Genomic DNA, 16,580 nt, shown 5'->3' with positions numbered 1-16,580 from the left:
GGAAGCTGGGACGACCGGGGCGACCGGCCACGAGGAGCGGCTGCGGCGCTGGCGGATGGTGCTGGGCGGCGACAGCGCGGAGAGCACCGGCTGCACCCTCACCGGCCGCGACGTCGCGATGGACGGCGCGCTGGCCGCGCTCTACGGCGGAGGCAAGCCCGCCGGACGCGGAGGTCCGCAGCGCTCGGCCGGGCTCGGTGCGTCGGCCCCGTCCGTCGCCCGCTGGCTCGGTGACATCCGGACGTACTTTCCCAGTTCCGTCGTCCAGGTCATGCAGCGTGACGCCATCGACCGGCTCGGACTGTCCGCGCTCCTCCTCGAACCGGAGATGCTGGAAGCGGTCGAGGCCGACGTCCATCTCGTCGGCACCCTCCTCTCGCTCAACAAGGCCATGCCGGAGACGACGAAGGAGACGGCACGCGCCGTCGTGCGCAAGGTCGTCGACGATCTGGAGAAGCGGATCTCCACCCGCACCAAGGCGACCCTGACCGGTGCGCTGGACCGCTCGGCGAGGATCAACCGGCCGAGACACCGGGACATCGACTGGGACCGGACCATCCGGGCCAACCTCAAGAACTACCTGCCCATCCCGGGAGGTGACGGCGCCGGCACGGTGATCCCGGAGCGGCTCATCGGGTACGGGCGCGCGTCCCGGGCTGTGAAGAAGGACGTCATCCTCTGCATCGACCAGTCGGGCTCCATGGCCGCGTCCGTCGTCTACGCCTCGGTGTTCGGCGCCGTGCTCGCCTCCATGCGCACCCTGGACACGCGGCTCGTCGTCTTCGACACGGCCGTGGTCGACCTCACCGACCAGCTCGACGACCCGGTCGACGTCCTCTTCGGCACGCAGCTCGGGGGCGGCACCGACATCAACAGGGCTCTGGCGTACTGCCAGTCGAAGATCACTCGCCCCGCCGACACCGTCGTGGTCCTCATCAGCGACCTCTACGAGGGCGGCATCCGCAACGAGATGCTCAAGCGCGTCGCCGCGATGAAGGCGTCCGGAGTCCAGTTCGTGACGCTGCTCGCGCTGTCCGACGAAGGAGCTCCCGCGTACGACCGGGAACATGCCGCCGCCCTCGGCGCGTTGGGCGCTCCCGCCTTCGCCTGCACCCCTGATCTCTTCCCGGACATCATGGCGGCGGCGATCGAGAGGCGCCCACTTCCGATACCGGACAAGGAGGCGCATCAGTAACAGCGGGCTTGCGTGACCCCCGCAGGTTCGTGCGAGCATCGCCCCGTCACCCGCGGAGGATTGCGTTCCGCGGTCCGTCCCCCGGAAGGCTCGCTCCCGAAATGACCGCCGCTGTTGCCCGTCCGGCTGACGGCCCGCGCCTCGCGCGCGGGACCGACGGCCGACGCGCGCTGTGTGTGGTCCTGTTCCTCGGGGCACTGTTTGCGCTGGGCCTCCTCTTCGGGAGCGCGGGTGGCGCACACGCCACGCAGCGCATCGTCCCGGAGCCTCCTGACGCCGGGCCGGTGATCACGGCCGGGGGAGGCACGGCGGCGGCGGGCACGGCGGCCGCCACGACGGCGGGACGGGTGACCGACCGTGCCGAGGAAGCCGTACCCACCACTGCCCGGCGCGTACGGGACACCGCCCCCGAGCCGCTTCCCGAAGCAGCCACATCCACGGCCGGCGCCCCCTCCACAGTCACGGCCACAGCCAGGGCCGAGACCCGGGTCCCCCGTCGCCCAGCACCGCACGAGGTCGCACGGGCCGCCCGGGACGCCGGCGACTCCGTCCAGCACACCGCTGTGGACACCGTCCACGCCTCGGCTCGGGGCACCGTCCGGGAGATCACCGGCGTCCTCGGCTCCGTCACCGGCACGCTCAAGTCCGTCCCGGTACTCCCTCACCTCATGCCGTCCGTGCCCGCCGTGCCGCCCCTGCCGTTCATTCCGGACGTCCTGCCTGTCCAGCCGTCCGTCCCGCTCGCACCGTTGCAGCCCGCGCCCACCGACCCGCCGTCGGCCGTGTCGTCGGACGACGGGCCGGCGCCACTCGGCTGCGTCGGACACACGGTGACGGGGGCGTCGGACAGCGGTTCGTACGGTTCTGCGGGCGGCGCGGCCGCAACCGCGCACGGCACGGGCCCGGCGACCGCGCAAGCGGCCCGGCAGGGGGACGGCCGTTCGCCCGTCGATCCCTGCGGCGGCGCAGGCCGTACACCTGCGGCCGAGACCAACACCCCGCGCGGCGGCGACCAGCAGGCCGCACCGGCAGCGCAGGGACCCTCCTTCGGGCTCGTACGCGGCACCGGCCTCCCGGCCACCGCCGCGCCGGTCCGCGACCGATCGGGCGAGATCCTCGAATTCCCCGGCTAGGGCAGGCCGTTCCCCGCCTCGACCTGCCGCGCGGGGGCGGAGCAGGTCTGCCCGCAGTCCGGAGCGTTCCGGACCGCCGACCGAATTCGAAGGATCTGACACACACATGCACAAGAACATGCGCCGTTCCATAGCCGTCGCCGCCACCGCCACCGGAATGTGGGCCCTCGGGACCGCTGCGGCCGGTGCCGACGAACTGCCCGTCTCCGTACCGCTCTCCACCCCGGACCACGCGGCCGAGGCGACGGACGCGGTCAACGGGATCGACGGCGTCGAGGCCCTCACGGACACCGTGCGCACCACGACCACCGATGTCGGGGACGCCGTCACGAGCAGCACGGAAGCGGTGACGTCCGCCGTGGCGGACAGGACCGCCCCGGTCCTCGCACAGGCCGGCGCCCCGGCCGAGAGGGTCACGGGCAGGGTGACCGGGGAGGCCACCGGCGCCGCCGAGCGCGTCACCTCCCGCACGGGCCTGCCGGCCGCACAGGACATCCCGGCGGCCCAGGACATCCCGGCAGCGCGGGACGCGCTTGACGCCCGGTACGGAATCGATGCTCAGGACGTGCTCGGTGCCCAGGGCATTCCCGCCTGGGCCCTCCCCGCGTGGGCCCAGCCCTCGTACGACGTTCCGGAGGTCCCCGAGGCCGAGATCGACTACCTCTTCGGGCCCATCGAGCAGATCCCCGGGTACGCGCGGGAGACCGCCCCCGCCGTCCTCGGCGCCGCACAGGGCACCGCCCGTGGCACGGTCCGGACGGCGGCCGACCAGGCCGGTCCCGCGGCAGGCCAGACCTCCGACGCGGTGCTGCCGCCTGTCGCGGGACAGGCCGTCTCGGCGCTGCTCCCGGTCGTCGGTCAGGCGCTCGGCGACCTCGGCGCACTCGCCGGGGGCGTCGTCGGTGAGGCCGTGCCGTTCGCCGAGGGTGTCGTCGGCCGGTCCGTCTCCCCGTTCGCCCACGGAGTGACGGGCGAGGTGCGGCCGCTGGCACACGGAGTGACGGACGAGGTGCGGCCGCTGGCGTACGGCGTGGTGGGCGAGGTCCGGCCCGTCGCCGAAGGCGTCGTCGCCGACGCGCTGCCGCCGGTGCACGGCGTGACGCACGAGGCCGTCGGCCCGTTCGCACAGGGTGTGACCGGCGAGGCGCAGTCGCTGGCGTACGGCGTCGGCGCCCAGGCCCGTCCGTTCGCCGCCGGGCTGGCGGGTGTGGCGGCCGACAGCGCGCGTCCGGCCGCGCGGAACGCCGCGTACGGGGCGGCCGGTCTCACCTCGGTCGCTCCCGCCTTCGTGCACGAGGCGGCGGACTCCCTCACCACCGCGGCGTACCCGGCCCACCGGATCTGATCCGGCCGGATCTCCGGATCCGTCACCCGGTCCGGTGACCTTTCACGGCGCCGGGCGGTTCCCCGCCTCCGCGGTTCGCACCGTGGGGAGCGGAAACCGTCCGGCGCCGCGCGCGTTCCGCAGGGGGCTGTCACCGGCTGTCCTGTCCACCGCGACCCGGCCGGGAGGGCGATCTGTGACAGTTATCACCGTCCAGGTGTGATCTGCGATTTAGGGCCCTGCGGAGCACGGAGATAACCTGCCGGATGGACATGCCGCGTACCCGGACACCGTGTGCGCCTCCCTGGTGACAGCGCAGTCACGTTGCCCTTCGCGGCACTGCCCACGCAGAAGAACGAACCGCGATACCACTACAAGGGACGGACGCGCGTGGACCTGTTCGAGTACCAGGCGAGGGACCTCTTCGCCAAGCACGGTGTACCGGTGCTGGCCGGTGAAGTGATTGACACGCCTGAGGCAGCCCGCGAGGCGACCGAGCGGCTGGGCGGCAAGTCCGTCGTCAAGGCGCAGGTGAAGGTCGGCGGCCGAGGCAAGGCAGGCGGCGTCAAGCTGGCCGCCACCCCCGACGAGGCGGTCGCCCGTGCGACCGACATCCTCGGCATGGACATCAAGGGCCACACGGTCCACAAGGTGATGATCGCCGAGACCGCGCCGGAGATCCTGGAGGAGTACTACGTCTCGTACCTCCTCGACCGCACCAACCGCACCTTCCTGGCCATGGCCTCGGTGCAGGGCGGCATGGACATCGAGGAGGTCGCGGAGAAGACCCCCGAGGCCCTCGCGAAGGTCCCGGTCGACTCCAACTCCGGAGTCACGATCGAGAAGGCCCGCGAGATCGTCGCCCAGGCGAAGTTCCCGGCCGAGGTGGCCGAGAAGGTCGCCGAGGTTCTGGTGACGCTGTGGGACACCTTCGTCGCCGAGGACGCGCTCCTCGTCGAGGTGAACCCGCTCGCCAAGGTCGCCTCCGGCGACATCCTGGCGCTGGACGGCAAGGTCTCGCTCGACGAGAACGCCGACTTCCGTCAGCCCGGGCACGAGGCGCTCGAGGACAAGGACGCAGCCAACCCGCTCGAGGCTGCCGCCAAGGCCAAGAACCTCAACTACGTCAAGCTCGATGGCGAGGTCGGCATCATCGGTAACGGTGCCGGTCTGGTCATGTCGACCCTGGACGTCGTCGCGTACGCCGGTGAGAACCACGGCAACGTGAAGCCCGCCAACTTCCTCGACATCGGTGGCGGCGCCTCCGCAGAGGTCATGGCGAACGGCCTGGAGATCATCCTCGGCGACTCGGACGTCAAGTCCGTCTTCGTCAACGTCTTCGGTGGCATCACTGCCTGTGACGAGGTCGCCAACGGCATCGTGCAGGCTCTGGCGCTGCTCGAGTCCAAGGGCGAGAAGGTCGAGAAGCCGCTGGTCGTGCGTCTCGACGGCAACAACGCGGAGCTGGGTCGCAAGATCCTCTCCGACGCCAACCACCCGCTCGTGCAGCGTGTGGACACCATGGACGGCGCGGCCGACAAGGCCGCCGAGCTCGCCGCGGCTGCGAAGTAAAGGACGAGGGACTCCAACACCATGGCTATCTTCCTCACCAAGGACAGCAAGGTCATCGTCCAGGGGATGACCGGCGCCACGGGCATGAAGCACACCAAGCTCATGCTGGCTGACGGCACCAACATCGTCGGTGGCGTGAACCCGCGCAAGGCCGGTACGTCCGTCGACTTCGACGGCACCGAGGTCCCGGTCTTCGGTTCCGTCAAGGAAGCGATGGAGAAGACGGGCGCCGACGTGTCCGTTCTCTTCGTGCCGCCGGCCTTCGCGAAGGCCGCCGTCGTCGAGGCGATCGACGCCGAGATTCCGCTGGCCGTCGTGATCACCGAGGGCATCGCCGTTCACGACTCGGCCGCCTTCTGGGCGTACGCCGGCGAGAAGGGCAACAAGACCCGGATCATCGGTCCGAACTGCCCCGGCCTGATCACCCCCGGTCAGTCCAACGCCGGCATCATCCCGGGCGACATCACCAAGCCCGGCCGCATCGGTCTCGTGTCCAAGTCCGGCACGCTGACCTACCAGATGATGTACGAGCTCCGTGACATCGGCTTCTCGTCGGCCGTCGGCATCGGTGGCGACCCGATCATCGGTACGACGCACATCGACGCCCTCGCGGCGTTCGAGGCCGACCCCGACACCGACCTCATCGTGATGATCGGCGAGATCGGTGGCGACGCCGAGGAGCGCGCCGCCGACTTCATCGCCAAGAACGTCACGAAGCCGGTCGTCGGTTACGTCGCGGGCTTCACCGCCCCCGAGGGCAAGACGATGGGCCACGCCGGCGCCATCGTCTCCGGTTCCTCCGGCACCGCCGCGGGGAAGAAGGAGGCCCTGGAGGCCGCGGGCGTGAAGGTCGGCAAGACGCCGACCGAGACCGCCAAGCTGGCGCGCGAGATCCTCGGCGCCTGATCGTCACGGCGCGGCGGACCGTCGCCGCGCCACCGCGTCACCGCACAGACGGCGCGGGCCCGCACCCTGGACCAAGGGTGCGGGCCCGCGCCGTTCTCGTGCACGGCGGCCGGGGAAGCCGTCACGGAATACGCGGCACCAGCCGTTCCGGCCCGTGCGCGAACTCCTCGCGCAGTGCCTTCTGCAGCTCCAGGTCATGCGGGCCGAGCTGCTGCGGTCCGCCGCGGGGCGGCACCCCGCCGACCCGTTCGGCGGGCGCCAGAGGCTGCTCGTACCGGGTGGGCGCCGTGTGCAGCGTGAGGGCCGTCACTCCGATGAGGGCCACCACGAACGCGATGGCGGCCCGGGTCCAGAGCGTGGCCTTGCGTTCGCTGACCGTGCGTACCGTGCGGGCGGGGGCGGGGGTGGGTACGTGCTCGGCCAGGGCGAGCGCGCCGAGCCGGTCGCGCAGCAGCCCGGACACCTCGTCGGGGGACGCGTCTTCCGCGAGCTCGGGCAGCCGTTCGGCGACCATCGCCCTCGCCGTCATCAGCCGGTTCGCCGCCGCGGGGGTGCTCGCCTCGGTCTCGGCCGCTGTCTCCGGCAGATCGAGACCGACCCCGTCGTAGAGCAGCAGCGTGCGGCGGTACGGCGGCGGCAGGTCGCGCAGTGCCTCGAACAGGGCCCGGCGCCTCGGCTCGGTCGGCGGTGCGTCCGGATGCCGGTGGGCGCGGCGCAGCCGGTGCCAGGGCGACATCGCGTACTCGTACGCGGCGGCCCGTACCCAGCCCGCCGGATCACGGTCCACGGCCACCTCGGGCCAGCGCTGCCACGCCAGCTGGAAGGCGTGCTCGACGGACTCCCGGGACAGGGCGCGCCGGCCGGTCAGCAGATACGTCTGGCGCACCAGCCCCGGCGCGGCATAGGTGTACAGCGAGTCGAACGCCTCTTCGGCCGAGAGGCCGGAGGTGCCGGAAGCGCCGTACGCCCCGGAGGTGCCGAGGGTGCCGAGAGCGTCGGATGCGTCGGACGGACCCGCGTCCGGCGTCTCGGCGGCCTCAGGGGGGACAGGCGTGCCGAGGTGCTCGGCATCCGTGCCGGTGTCGGGCTCGGTCGGGGACATGGCGGTGCTCCCGGGGGCTTCGACGGTGGGCTGCGGTGGGGAGGGCTGCGGTGTGCCCGGCTCCGGTGTGCGGGGCTCCGCCGACGGCGCGGGCGCCTCTGCCGCCCCTTCGCCGGCGGGCTCCTGCCGCGTGTCCGGGGTTGGCGCCCGGGTCCGGGTCCGGTCGGCCGGTGCGGCCTGCCGGTCCGGTGACTGCGGCCCGGTGGGGGCGATCAGCCGGGCGTACGCCTCACGCTTACGCCCTTTGGGGCTGGCGCGCCCTGCCTCCCAGGAGCGGACGGTGGCCCGGGTGACGCCGACAGCGGTCGCCACCTGTTCCTCACTCAGGGACCGCTCCTCGCGCAGCCTGCGCCGCTCCTTGGGGGCAGGCAGCGGTGTGGCGGCGGCGGACGCGGTGGCGTTCCGAGTCATGAGGCGCCCCCGGGAGAGCTCCTCCGGGTGAAAAAGTACATAAGCGTATATTGAGCGACACAGCGGCTGTTCGCCTGTTACGCGACATAAGCGCGTGTCGTTGGGAGCATGGCGGGCGTGACCCAAGTGACCGAGCGAAGCCCCATGTTGTCGGCCGAGCGGAGCCGGACCGCCGCGCTGGCCTCCGCGTTCCTGCGTGGGGTGATCGCGGCCGGGCTGGGGCTCGGCTCCCTCGCCATGCTGGTCACGGTGCTGTGGATCAGCTCCCCGCACCCGGACAGCGGCCCCGGCGGCGCCCTCCACGTGGCGGCCGGACTCTGGCTGCTCGCCCACGGTGCCGAGCTGGTCAGGACCGACACCCTCAGCGGAATTCCGGCGCCCGTCGCGACGGTCCCGCTGCTGCTCGTCGTCGGCCCCGTGTGGCTGACACACCGGGCCGCACGCGACGCCCTGGAGCCGGAGCAAGGGCGCACGGCGCCCTCGGTGGGCGGAGCGTTCTGCGCGGTGACCGCCGGGTACCTGCTGGTGGCCGCCGGGGTCGCCGCCTACGCGCGGGGCGGGTCGATGCCCGCTGACCGCTTCTCCCTCGGTTTCCCGCTCGCCGTGGTGGTGGCCGTCGCCGCCGCCGCCGGGGTGTGGACGGCTTCGGGGCGTCCCCTCGGACCGGTGCCGTCCTGGGCGCCCCTGCGGCTTCAGGAGGGCATCGCGCGGACCCTGTTCCGCACCCGGGCGGAGGCGGCCTTCCGGTCCGCCGCCGCAGGGCTGACCGTGCTGCTCGGCGGCGGCGCGCTGCTGGTCGCGGGGGCGCTGGTGTGGCACGCGGACGCCGCCCAGAACTCGTTCCTCGCGCTCGCCGGTGACTGGTCGGGCCGGTTCGCCGTGCTCTTGCTGACCCTGGCCCTCGTACCGAACGCGGCGATGTGGGGCGCGGCCTACGGCCTGGGTCCCGGCTTCGCTCTGGGTACGGCGTCCACCGTCACGCCGTACGCCGTCGAGGGGCGCCCGGCGCTTCCCGGCTTCCCCCTCCTTGCCGCCGTGCCCGATCCGGGCCCCGGGACCGCGGCGAACTGGGCTGCCCTGACGGTGCCTGTGGCAGCCGGCCTGGCGGTCGGCTGGCTCACCGCGGGCCGCGCGGTACCCGTCGGGGCGGCACGGGACGAGGTCTGGGGTCGGCGCGAGACGGTGCTGGTGGTGTTGCTGGCGGCGGTGGGGTGTGGTGCCGGTACGGCACTGCTGACGGCGGCGTCCGGTGGGCCGCTCGGTACAGGGGAGCTGACGGAGTTCGGTCCGGTGTGGTGGCTGGTGGGCCCGGCGGCGCTCCTGTGGACGGCACTGCTCGGTGTGCCGGTGGCGCTGCTGATCAGGTCGTGGCGGCTGCGGGAACGCGGCTGGGCGTGGCGCCGGGACCGTACGGACGCGGGTGCGGGTCCGGACGCGAGAGGCGCGGCCGGAGTTCCGGAAGCGGTGGCGGGGAGGACGGGCACCGCCGGCGAACCGGAGCGGAGCGGGGGCGGGCGCTGGTGGCGCCGCGGGGGGACGGACGAGGGCGGGGCCGAGGCACCCGCGCCCGTTCCGCCCCCGGTGGCGGGAGCGGACGAGGAGAGTGCGGCTTTCGAGCCGTACGACTTCCTGCCGACCGACCCGTGGCACGAGAAGACGGCCGGGGGGACCCGCCGGGCCTCGCGCAGGAAGGACTCCGGCGGGCTGATGGCGAACGTCCCGGCCTCGGGGCTCCCGGCGGCGGGAGTCGGTGATCCGGCGTCGGGAGCGAGTGTTCCGGTGTCGGAATCGGGTGCCGCGGCGTCAGGTGTTCCGTCGTCAGGAGCCGGTGTCCCGGCGCCGGGTGTGCCGGCGCCGGAGGTCCCCACGGCGGATCCTCCGGTCACCGGGGGCACGCGCGACGGCCGTGCTCCGGAGGCTTCGGAGCCTGCGGAGCACGGCCGGGATGCCGCTTCCTGAGAGCCGGACCGGCTCCCGGGCGGGTTACTTCTTGACGCCGAAGAAGGGTTCCAGCGGCTCGGGCAGCAGATCGTTGCACGCGAGCGCGCCGGACTTGGTCAGCGCGTCGTTCACGCACGTGTAGTAGTCGCGGTAGACCAGCTGCACGGTGAACGTCGTCGCCACGATCGACAGGGCGAGCAGCGCCGTGACGAGACCACTGACCGCGGCCGTCGTCTGCGGCCTGCCGTAGCCGGGGCGGCCGGTGCCGCGCGCGGCCCCGTCCCCGGCCGCTCCGTCGCCCGTGTCACCGGTGACCGCGGGCCGCGCGGTTCCCGCGACGTCTTCCGCGGTGGCGTGGGTGGACGACGGCGACGACGGGCTCTTCGGCTTGGCCCGCAGTGCGCTGACCGACCAGTAGACCGAGAGCGCGCCGAGGAGCAGCGCGATCTCCGGGAAGTCGAAGAGAGCGAAGAAGAAGGCCCACATGCCGCCCAGCACCGCGTAGCGGGCGCGCCGCTGGGCGGGGTCGGTCGGGTCCCAGCGCACGCCGCCCGGACTGCCGTCCGGGCCGCCCTTCCCGCCGCCCTGGCCGCCGGGGCCGGTGCCGCCGGGACGGCTGCCGAAGCCGCCGTTCTGCCGGCCGGGCTGCTGGTTGCTCCACTTGCTGCCCCAGGACGGGCGCTCACCGGACTCGCCGGACCTGTCGTCGCCCTCGTTGCCGTCGTCGCCGCTGCGCGCCGGGTGGCGCGGCTGCCAGGGCTGGTCGGGCCGGTTCTCGGGCGGAGCCGCGAACGGGTTGTCGTCCTGCGGCTTCGAGGACCCGGACGAGCCGGATGAGTCCTGGGAGGAGGACCCGGAGGAAGAGGAGGAGCCCGGCGAGGAGGACTGGCGTTCCCGCAGCATCATCGGGGCCCGCTCGGGCAGCGGGAGGCGGAAGGCGGTGCGGCGGCGTCGGTCCGGCATGTGAAGAACGTCTTCCCCATCTCGTCGTTTCCCGCCCGGCGGACGGTTCGCTGTCCCCAGACGCTACCTCCCGGCCACGCCCCCGTCCCGTGGGGGCCGCTGGGTGTGCCGGTATCGTTGCTGACGGTCGGGACGTTCGTAGAGTTCCCCGTATCAAGGGGTGACCTTCTTTCGTACGACCGTACAAGTAGCACCGCACGCAGCACCGCTCAGCACCGCAAGCACTTCGCACCTGCGTCACCACGCGAGAAAGGGCCCAGCCGTGGCCTCCCCGCCCCCTTCCCCCACCCCGGCCCGTCTGGTCGTGCTGGTCTCCGGTTCCGGTACGAACCTCCAGGCCCTGCTCGACGCCATCGGCGACGACCCCGGGGGTTACGGGGCCCAGGTCGTCGCGGTCGGTGCGGACCGTCCCGGCACCCTCGGGCTGGAACGCGCGGAGCGCGCCGGCCTCCCCACCTTCGTGTGCCGGGTCCGTGAACACGCCACCCGCGAGGAGTGGGACGCGGCGCTCACCGCGGCCACCGCCGCGTACCGCCCGGACCTCGTCGTCTCGGCCGGGTTCATGAAGATCGTGGGCAAGAGGTTCCTCGCCGAGTTCGGCGGCCGGGTCGTCAACACCCACCCCGCCCTGCTCCCCAGCTTTCCCGGTGCCCACGGAGTGCGTGACGCTCTCGCGTACGGCGTGAAGGTCACCGGGTGCACCGTCCACTTCGTCGACGACGGCGTCGACACCGGTCCGATCATCGCTCAGGGCGTGGTCGAGGTGACCGAAGAGGACACCCCGGAGGGCGAAGCGGCCCTCCATGAACGCATCAAGGAAGTCGAGCGCAAGCTGCTCGTCGAGGCCGTAGGGCGGCTCGCCCGCGACGGCTATCGCATTGAGGGACGAAAGGTTCATCTCGGTCATGTCGGTGAATAAGCCCATCCGCCGCGCCCTGGTCAGTGTCTACGACAAGACGGGGCTCGAAGACCTCGCGCGCGGTCTGCACGAAGCGGGTGTCGAGCTCGTCTCCACCGGCTCCACCGCCGGGAAGATCGCCGCCGCCGGCGTGCCGGTCACCAAGGTCGAGGAGCTCACCGGTTTCCCCGAGTGCCTCGACGGCCGGGTCAAGACGCTCCACCCGCGTGTGCACGCCGGCATCCTCGCCGACCTGCGCCTGGACGCCCACCGTGAGCAGCTCGCCGAGCTCGGGGTCGAGCCGTTCGACCTCGTGGTCGTGAACCTGTACCCGTTCAAGGAGACCGTCGCCTCGGGCGCCTCCGACGACGAGTGCGTGGAGCAGATCGACATCGGCGGCCCGTCGATGGTCCGCGCCGCGGCGAAGAATCACCCGTCCGTGGCCGTCGTCACGAGCCCGGAGCGTTACGCCGACGTCCTCGCCGCGGTCAAGGCCGGCGGCTTCGACCTGTCCGCCCGCAAGCGGCTCGCGGCCGAGGCGTTCCAGCACACCGCCGCGTACGACGTGGCCGTCGCCTCCTGGTTCGCGGCCGACTACGCGGCCTCCGACGACTCGGGCCTCCCGGAGTTCCTCGGTGACACCTTCACGCGCAAGAACGTCCTGCGTTACGGCGAGAACCCGCACCAGTCCGCCGCGCTCTACACCGAGGGCGGCGGCGGACTCGCCGAGGCCGAGCAGCTGCACGGCAAGGAGATGTCCTACAACAACTACACGGACACCGACGCCGCGCGCCGGGCCGCGTACGACCACGCCGAGCCGTGTGTCGCGATCATCAAGCACGCCAACCCGTGCGGCATCGCGATCGGTGACGACGTCGCCGCGGCGCACCGCGGCGCCCACGCCTGCGACCCGCTGTCCGCCTTCGGCGGCGTGATCGCGGTCAACCGTCCGGTGACCGTCGAGCTCGCCCAGCAGGTCGCGGAGATCTTCACCGAGGTCATCGTCGCCCCGGCGTACGAGGACGGCGCCGTCGAGGTGCTGGCCCGCAAGAAGAACATCCGGGTGCTGCGCTGCCCCGACGCCCCGGCCTCCGCGTTCGAGGTGAAGCCGATCGACGGCGGCGCGCTGCTCCAGGTCACCGACCGGCTCCAGGCCGAGGGCGACGACCCGGCCAACTGGACCCTCGCCACGGGCGAGGCACTGTCCGCCGACGAGCTCGCCCAGCTCTCGTTCGCCTGGAAGGCGTGCCGCGCGGTCAAGTCCAACGCGATCCTGCTCGCCAAGGACGGCGCCTCGGTCGGCGTCGGCATGGGCCAGGTCAACCGGGTGGACTCCGCGAAGCTCGCCGTCGAGCGGGCGGGCAAGGAGCGTGCGGAGGGTTCGTACGCCGCGTCCGACGCGTTCTTCCCCTTCCCCGACGGCCTGGAGATCCTGACCGCGGCCGGTGTGAAGGCCGTGGTCCAGCCGGGTGGATCGGTCCGCGACGAGCTGGTCGTCGAGGCGGCGAAGAAGGCGGGCGTGACGATGTACTTCACCGGGACGCGCCACTTCTTCCACTGAGCCGCATCCGGCATCAGGCGCCGACCGCAGGCCGTACCCCGCGCACCGGGGTGCGGCCTGCGCCGCGTCCGGTGTGCCGTGCCCGCGTCGTCTCTCTGTTCTAATAAACGGCCAGGGATTCCGTTGCGGGGGCGTCGTGCTCGAACTGAACAAGAGGGAACCGGACCGGTCCGAGACGGACATCGGCCCTCCGGCTCCCGCGTCGGCGGCGGATGCCGGGACGACCGGGGACCGTGTCCCGCTGCGTCCGTACCTGATCGTCGCGGCCGCCCTGTGCGGGCTGTACTTCCTCTACTCGTACCTCCAGTACAGGAACTTCGGCTCGCCCTCCTGGGACCTGGGGATATTCGAGCAGGAGGTCCGCTCGTACGCCGGACTGAACGCCCCGGTCGTGGACATCAAGGGCCCCGGCTACCTGATACTCGGCGACCACTTCAGCCCGGTGGTGGCGCTCCTCGTACCGCTCTACTGGGTCTGGCCGTCGGCCCTCGCCCTGCTGTTCGCCCAGGCCGCGCTCTTCGCCGTCTCGGCCGTCGTCGTCGGCCGCACCACCCAGCAGCTTCTCGGCGGCCGCTCGGGGCTCTGCGTCACCGTCGCGTACGGGCTGTCCTGGGGTCTCCAGGAAGCGGTGAAGTCCGACTTCCACGAGATCGCGTTCGCGGTCCCCCTGCTGGCGCTCGTCTGCCGTGCCCTGCTCCTGCGGCGCTGGACCGCCGCGGTCCTCTGGTCGCTGCCCCTGGTGCTGGTCAAGGAGGACCTGGGCGCCACCGTCGCTGTCGTCGGCCTCCTGCTCCTCCTCTTCCACGGCCGCCGCCTCCAGGGCGCCCTGCTGGCCGCCTTCGGCGTGCTGGCGTTCGTCCTCACCGTGTTCGTGCTCATACCGGCGGCCAGCAGCGAGGGTACGTACGACTACTGGAAGAAGATCGAGAAGAACGGCGAGCAGGACGTCTCCATGCTCGACTCGGTCGTCGGCCTCCTCGACTCCGCCGTCAAGCTGGAGATGCTCGTCTTCCTCGTGGGCATCACCGCCTTCATGGCGCTGCGTTCACCGCTGCTGCTGCTCGTGCTGCCCACGATCGGCTGGCGGCTGCTGTCCCAGGACTCCAACCACTGGGGCATGGTCTGGCACTACAGCGCCATCCTGATGCCGGTGGTCTTCCTGGCCATGGCCGACGGCATCCGCCGCAGCCGCGGATCCTCGCGGCCCTGGCTCGTCTCGTACGCGAAGGTCGCCGTGCCCGTCGCCACGGCGATCGCCGTGGCCCTCACCCAGCACCTTCCCCTCCGTGACCTCCTGCGCCCGGAGACCTACCGCACCGACGCGCGCGCACACGCGGCACGACAGGCGCTGGAGGCCGTTCCGGCGGGAGCGCGCGTCGAGACCGACATCACGCTCATGGCGCACCTGACCGGCGACCGCACGGTCTACTGGGTCGGCGGAGCCCCGGGCACGGCGCCCGACATCGTCGCCGTCAACCTCGATTTCAGCTGGTCGCAGCCGATCGAGGACCCCGTGGCGTACGCGCAGCAGCTCCACCCCGAGGCGCGGTACCGGCTCAAGCACCGGTCGGGACCGTTCGTGGTGCTGGAGCGGACCACCCCGGAGCCGTCCGGCTCCCGGCCCTGATCCGCCGTCCGGCCCCGGACGGCACGAAGGGCCGGAGCGTGCCCCGGCCCTTCGTGCTGTGTGCGGGCGTGCGTACGCCCGCGTCCCGCTACTTCTTGACGACCAGGGTGCCTGCGGCACGGTCGTGCCAGCCCTGGAGCTTCCCCGAGTTGTCGAAGAAGGGGGAGAGGTAGACGAGGATCTGGCCGATGCCGCAGAGGAACGCGCCGACCATCGGGATGATCCAGCGGATGAAGCCGCCGCCGATGCCCGGGTTCTGGCCGGTGTTCTCCTTGATGACCTTCAGGCCGACCGCCATCTTGCCCAGCGTCGCGCCGAGGAAGGCGATCATCAGCCACTCGTAGAGCAGCGTGATCAGCCCGAAGATGAGGATCGAGCCGAACATCGTGGCGATGATGCCCGCGCTGGCGTCCTCGATACAGGCGTTGTAGCCGGGGTCCAGGGACGAGCCACAGTTCTCGGCGCTCTCCGCGAATCCCGCCGCGCCGGCGAGGCCGATCGCGCTGAAGATGCCGTACACCACACCGATGGCCACCGCGTCGATCGCCCGCGCGCCGAGACGGCGGCCCATCGTGGCCACCTGGACGGTGCCGAGGACCGGGACGTTGATGTAGCCGTTGTTGGCCTGGAGCGTGCCGGGCTGCTGCGGGTAGGCGCCGTACGGCTGTCCGGGCTGCTGCCCCGGCTGCTGCGGGTAACCGTAGCCCTGCTGAGGCACACCCTGGGGAGCCTGCTGCGGGTAGCCGTACCCGGGCTGGCCCTGGGGCTGCTGGGGAGGCTGTCCGGGCTGCTGCCCGTACGGGTTGTTCGGGTCGCCGAAGCTCATATGGGGTGTTCCTTCAAGCAGACGTGCGGGGACGGTTTACGGCCGCACGGAGGAAGGAACTCACGTCAGCGTGCGCCACCCCCCGTGCTACGCGGCACTGCGACCCTAATCGTTATAAGCCGCGCGTAAGTTTGTCCAGCCCGATGGGCGAGGCGTTGTGCAAGTGCAACCTCGTGTCCATGACCGCACCCGCAATTGGTAAGCGGGCGGGGTCATCCGCGAGGATGGGTCCATGACTGCCCAGATTCTCGATGGCAAGGCCACCGCAGCTGCGATCAAATCCGATCTGACCGTCCGCGTGGCGGCCCTCAAGGCGCAGGGCATCACGCCGGGCCTGGGGACCGTGCTGGTCGGCGACGACCCGGGCAGCCGGTGGTACGTGAACGGCAAGCACCGCGACTGCGCACAGGTCGGCATCGCCTCGATCCAGCGCGAACTCCCCGCGACCGCCACCCAGGAGGACATCGAGGAGGTCGTGCGCGAGCTCAACGACAACCCCGAGTGCACGGGCTACATCGTGCAGCTCCCCCTCCCCAAGGGCATCGACACCAACCGTGTCCTGGAACTCATGGACCCGGCCAAGGACGCCGACGGCCTCCACCCGATGAGCCTGGGCAGGCTCGTGCTGAACGAGACCGGCCCGCTGCCCTGCACGCCGCAGGGTGTCGTCCAGCTGCTCCGCTCCCACGGTGTCGAGATCAACGGTGCTCACGTCGTGGTCGTCGGACGTGGTGTCACCATCGGCCGCTCGATCCCGCTGCTGCTGACCCGCAAGTCCGAGAACGCCACGGTCACCCAGTGCCACACCGGCACCCGTGACCTCTCCTCCCACCTCAGGCAGGCCGACATCATCGTCGCCGCCGCGGGGGTGCCGCACCTGATCAAGCCCGAGGACGTGAAGCCGGGCGCCGCCGTGCTCGATGTCGGCGTCAGCCGCGACGAGAACGGGAAGATCGTCGGCGACGTGCACCCGGGAGTCGCCGAGGTCGCCGCCTGGGTCGCCCCGAACCCCGGTGGCGTCGGCCCGATGACCCGCGCCCAGCTGCTGGTCAACGTGGTCGAGGCGGCCGAGCGCGCCTCCGCCGAGGCCGCTGACGCCGCTGCCGTCTCCGGCTGACCCG

13 protein-coding genes are annotated in these 16,580 nt (G+C 72.0%); 10 read left to right on the top strand and 3 right to left on the bottom strand.

The genetic code is table 11. The features are described from left to right. The first annotated feature begins 55 nt into the window (after nucleotides 1-55). The 5 genes from AB0C82_RS04165 (at nucleotide 56) to sucD (ending at nucleotide 6,130) form a co-directional block, all read left to right on the top strand. Nucleotides 56-1,195, top strand: a complete 1,140-nt coding sequence (locus AB0C82_RS04165) for a VWA domain-containing protein (RefSeq protein WP_362837039.1) — start codon at nucleotides 56-58, stop codon at nucleotides 1,193-1,195. A gap of 101 nt (nucleotides 1,196-1,296) precedes the next feature. Continuing rightward, nucleotides 1,297-2,328 (top strand): hypothetical protein, encoded by a 1,032-nt coding sequence (locus tag AB0C82_RS04160; RefSeq protein ID WP_362836066.1) that lies wholly within the window; start codon nucleotides 1,297-1,299, stop codon nucleotides 2,326-2,328. Nucleotides 2,329-2,434: 106 nt separating this feature from the next. Then, a complete protein-coding gene (locus AB0C82_RS04155; protein WP_362836064.1) occupies nucleotides 2,435-3,673 on the top strand; it encodes a hypothetical protein in 1,239 nt (412 codons plus the stop codon). A 369-nt stretch (nucleotides 3,674-4,042) separates the two neighbouring features. Beyond that, nucleotides 4,043-5,224: an ADP-forming succinate--CoA ligase subunit beta gene (sucC, locus tag AB0C82_RS04150; protein ID WP_362836062.1), complete on the top strand. Its 1,182-nt coding sequence runs from the start codon at nucleotides 4,043-4,045 to the stop codon at nucleotides 5,222-5,224. A 21-nt stretch (nucleotides 5,225-5,245) separates the two neighbouring features. Then, nucleotides 5,246-6,130, top strand: a complete 885-nt coding sequence (gene sucD, locus AB0C82_RS04145; RefSeq protein WP_185299005.1) for a succinate--CoA ligase subunit alpha — start codon at nucleotides 5,246-5,248, stop codon at nucleotides 6,128-6,130. A gap of 121 nt (nucleotides 6,131-6,251) precedes the next feature. On the opposite strand, the gene AB0C82_RS04140 is transcribed toward sucD, so the two are convergent. After that, nucleotides 6,252-7,643, bottom strand: a complete 1,392-nt coding sequence (locus AB0C82_RS04140) for a helix-turn-helix domain-containing protein (RefSeq protein ID WP_362836060.1) — start codon at nucleotides 7,641-7,643, stop codon at nucleotides 6,252-6,254. A gap of 108 nt (nucleotides 7,644-7,751) precedes the next feature. Between AB0C82_RS04140 and AB0C82_RS04135 the strand changes: the two genes are divergently transcribed. Then, a complete protein-coding gene (locus AB0C82_RS04135) occupies nucleotides 7,752-9,602 on the top strand; it encodes a DUF6350 family protein (protein WP_362836058.1) in 1,851 nt (616 codons plus the stop codon). Between the two features lie 24 nt (nucleotides 9,603-9,626). Here AB0C82_RS04135 and AB0C82_RS04130 read toward each other — a convergent pair whose 3' ends face one another. Further along, on the bottom strand, nucleotides 9,627-10,547 hold the full coding sequence (locus tag AB0C82_RS04130) for a hypothetical protein (protein WP_362836056.1): 921 nt from the start codon (nucleotides 10,545-10,547) through the stop codon (nucleotides 9,627-9,629). 262 nt (nucleotides 10,548-10,809) lie between these two features. Here AB0C82_RS04130 and purN point away from each other — a divergent pair, with 262 nt between their 5' ends. The 3 genes from purN to AB0C82_RS04115 all read left to right on the top strand — a co-directional run bounded on the left by purN (nucleotide 10,810) and on the right by AB0C82_RS04115 (nucleotide 14,633). Next, a complete protein-coding gene (gene purN, locus AB0C82_RS04125; protein ID WP_362836054.1) occupies nucleotides 10,810-11,466 on the top strand; it encodes a phosphoribosylglycinamide formyltransferase in 657 nt (218 codons plus the stop codon). Continuing rightward, on the top strand, nucleotides 11,453-13,006 hold the full coding sequence (purH, locus tag AB0C82_RS04120) for a bifunctional phosphoribosylaminoimidazolecarboxamide formyltransferase/IMP cyclohydrolase (RefSeq protein WP_362836052.1): 1,554 nt from the start codon (nucleotides 11,453-11,455) through the stop codon (nucleotides 13,004-13,006). The genes purN and purH overlap by 14 nt, the downstream gene beginning before the upstream one ends. Before the next feature lie 181 nt (nucleotides 13,007-13,187). After that, nucleotides 13,188-14,633 carry a DUF2079 domain-containing protein gene (locus AB0C82_RS04115; protein ID WP_362837037.1) on the top strand — a complete coding sequence of 482 codons (1,446 nt, stop codon included), beginning with the start codon at nucleotides 13,188-13,190 and terminating at the stop codon, nucleotides 14,631-14,633. A gap of 88 nt (nucleotides 14,634-14,721) precedes the next feature. On the opposite strand, the gene AB0C82_RS04110 is transcribed toward AB0C82_RS04115, so the two are convergent. Then, nucleotides 14,722-15,459, bottom strand: coding sequence for an RDD family protein (locus AB0C82_RS04110; protein ID WP_362836050.1), 738 nt, complete (start codon nucleotides 15,457-15,459; stop codon nucleotides 14,722-14,724). A gap of 232 nt (nucleotides 15,460-15,691) precedes the next feature. Here AB0C82_RS04110 and AB0C82_RS04105 point away from each other — a divergent pair, with 232 nt between their 5' ends. Then, complete coding sequence (locus AB0C82_RS04105; protein WP_362836048.1) at nucleotides 15,692-16,576, top strand: bifunctional methylenetetrahydrofolate dehydrogenase/methenyltetrahydrofolate cyclohydrolase; 885 nt, start codon at nucleotides 15,692-15,694, stop codon at nucleotides 16,574-16,576. Nucleotides 16,577-16,580 lie beyond the last annotated feature (4 nt).

Source organism: Streptomyces sp. NPDC048560 (assembly GCF_040650955.1).
In the GTDB taxonomy this organism is placed as follows: Bacteria; Actinomycetota; Actinomycetes; order Streptomycetales; family Streptomycetaceae; genus Streptomyces.
This window is presented reverse-complemented; position numbering and strand designations above follow the sequence as displayed.

Coding starts and splice junctions, on each gene's coding strand:
- AB0C82_RS04105 (WP_362836048.1), top strand. CDS start 15,692: ATGACTGCCCAGATTCTCGATGGCAAGGCCACCGCAGCTGCGATCAAA.
- AB0C82_RS04130 (WP_362836056.1), bottom strand. CDS start 10,547: ATGCCGGACCGACGCCGCCGCACCGCCTTCCGCCTCCCGCTGCCCGAG.
- AB0C82_RS04165 (WP_362837039.1), top strand. CDS start 56: ATGGTGCTGGGCGGCGACAGCGCGGAGAGCACCGGCTGCACCCTCACC.
- AB0C82_RS04140 (WP_362836060.1), bottom strand. CDS start 7,643: ATGACTCGGAACGCCACCGCGTCCGCCGCCGCCACACCGCTGCCTGCC.
- AB0C82_RS04110 (WP_362836050.1), bottom strand. CDS start 15,459: ATGAGCTTCGGCGACCCGAACAACCCGTACGGGCAGCAGCCCGGACAG.
- AB0C82_RS04160 (WP_362836066.1), top strand. CDS start 1,297: ATGACCGCCGCTGTTGCCCGTCCGGCTGACGGCCCGCGCCTCGCGCGC.
- sucD (WP_185299005.1), top strand. CDS start 5,246: ATGGCTATCTTCCTCACCAAGGACAGCAAGGTCATCGTCCAGGGGATG.
- AB0C82_RS04155 (WP_362836064.1), top strand. CDS start 2,435: ATGCACAAGAACATGCGCCGTTCCATAGCCGTCGCCGCCACCGCCACC.
- purH (WP_362836052.1), top strand. CDS start 11,453: ATGTCGGTGAATAAGCCCATCCGCCGCGCCCTGGTCAGTGTCTACGAC.
- AB0C82_RS04135 (WP_362836058.1), top strand. CDS start 7,752: ATGGCGGGCGTGACCCAAGTGACCGAGCGAAGCCCCATGTTGTCGGCC.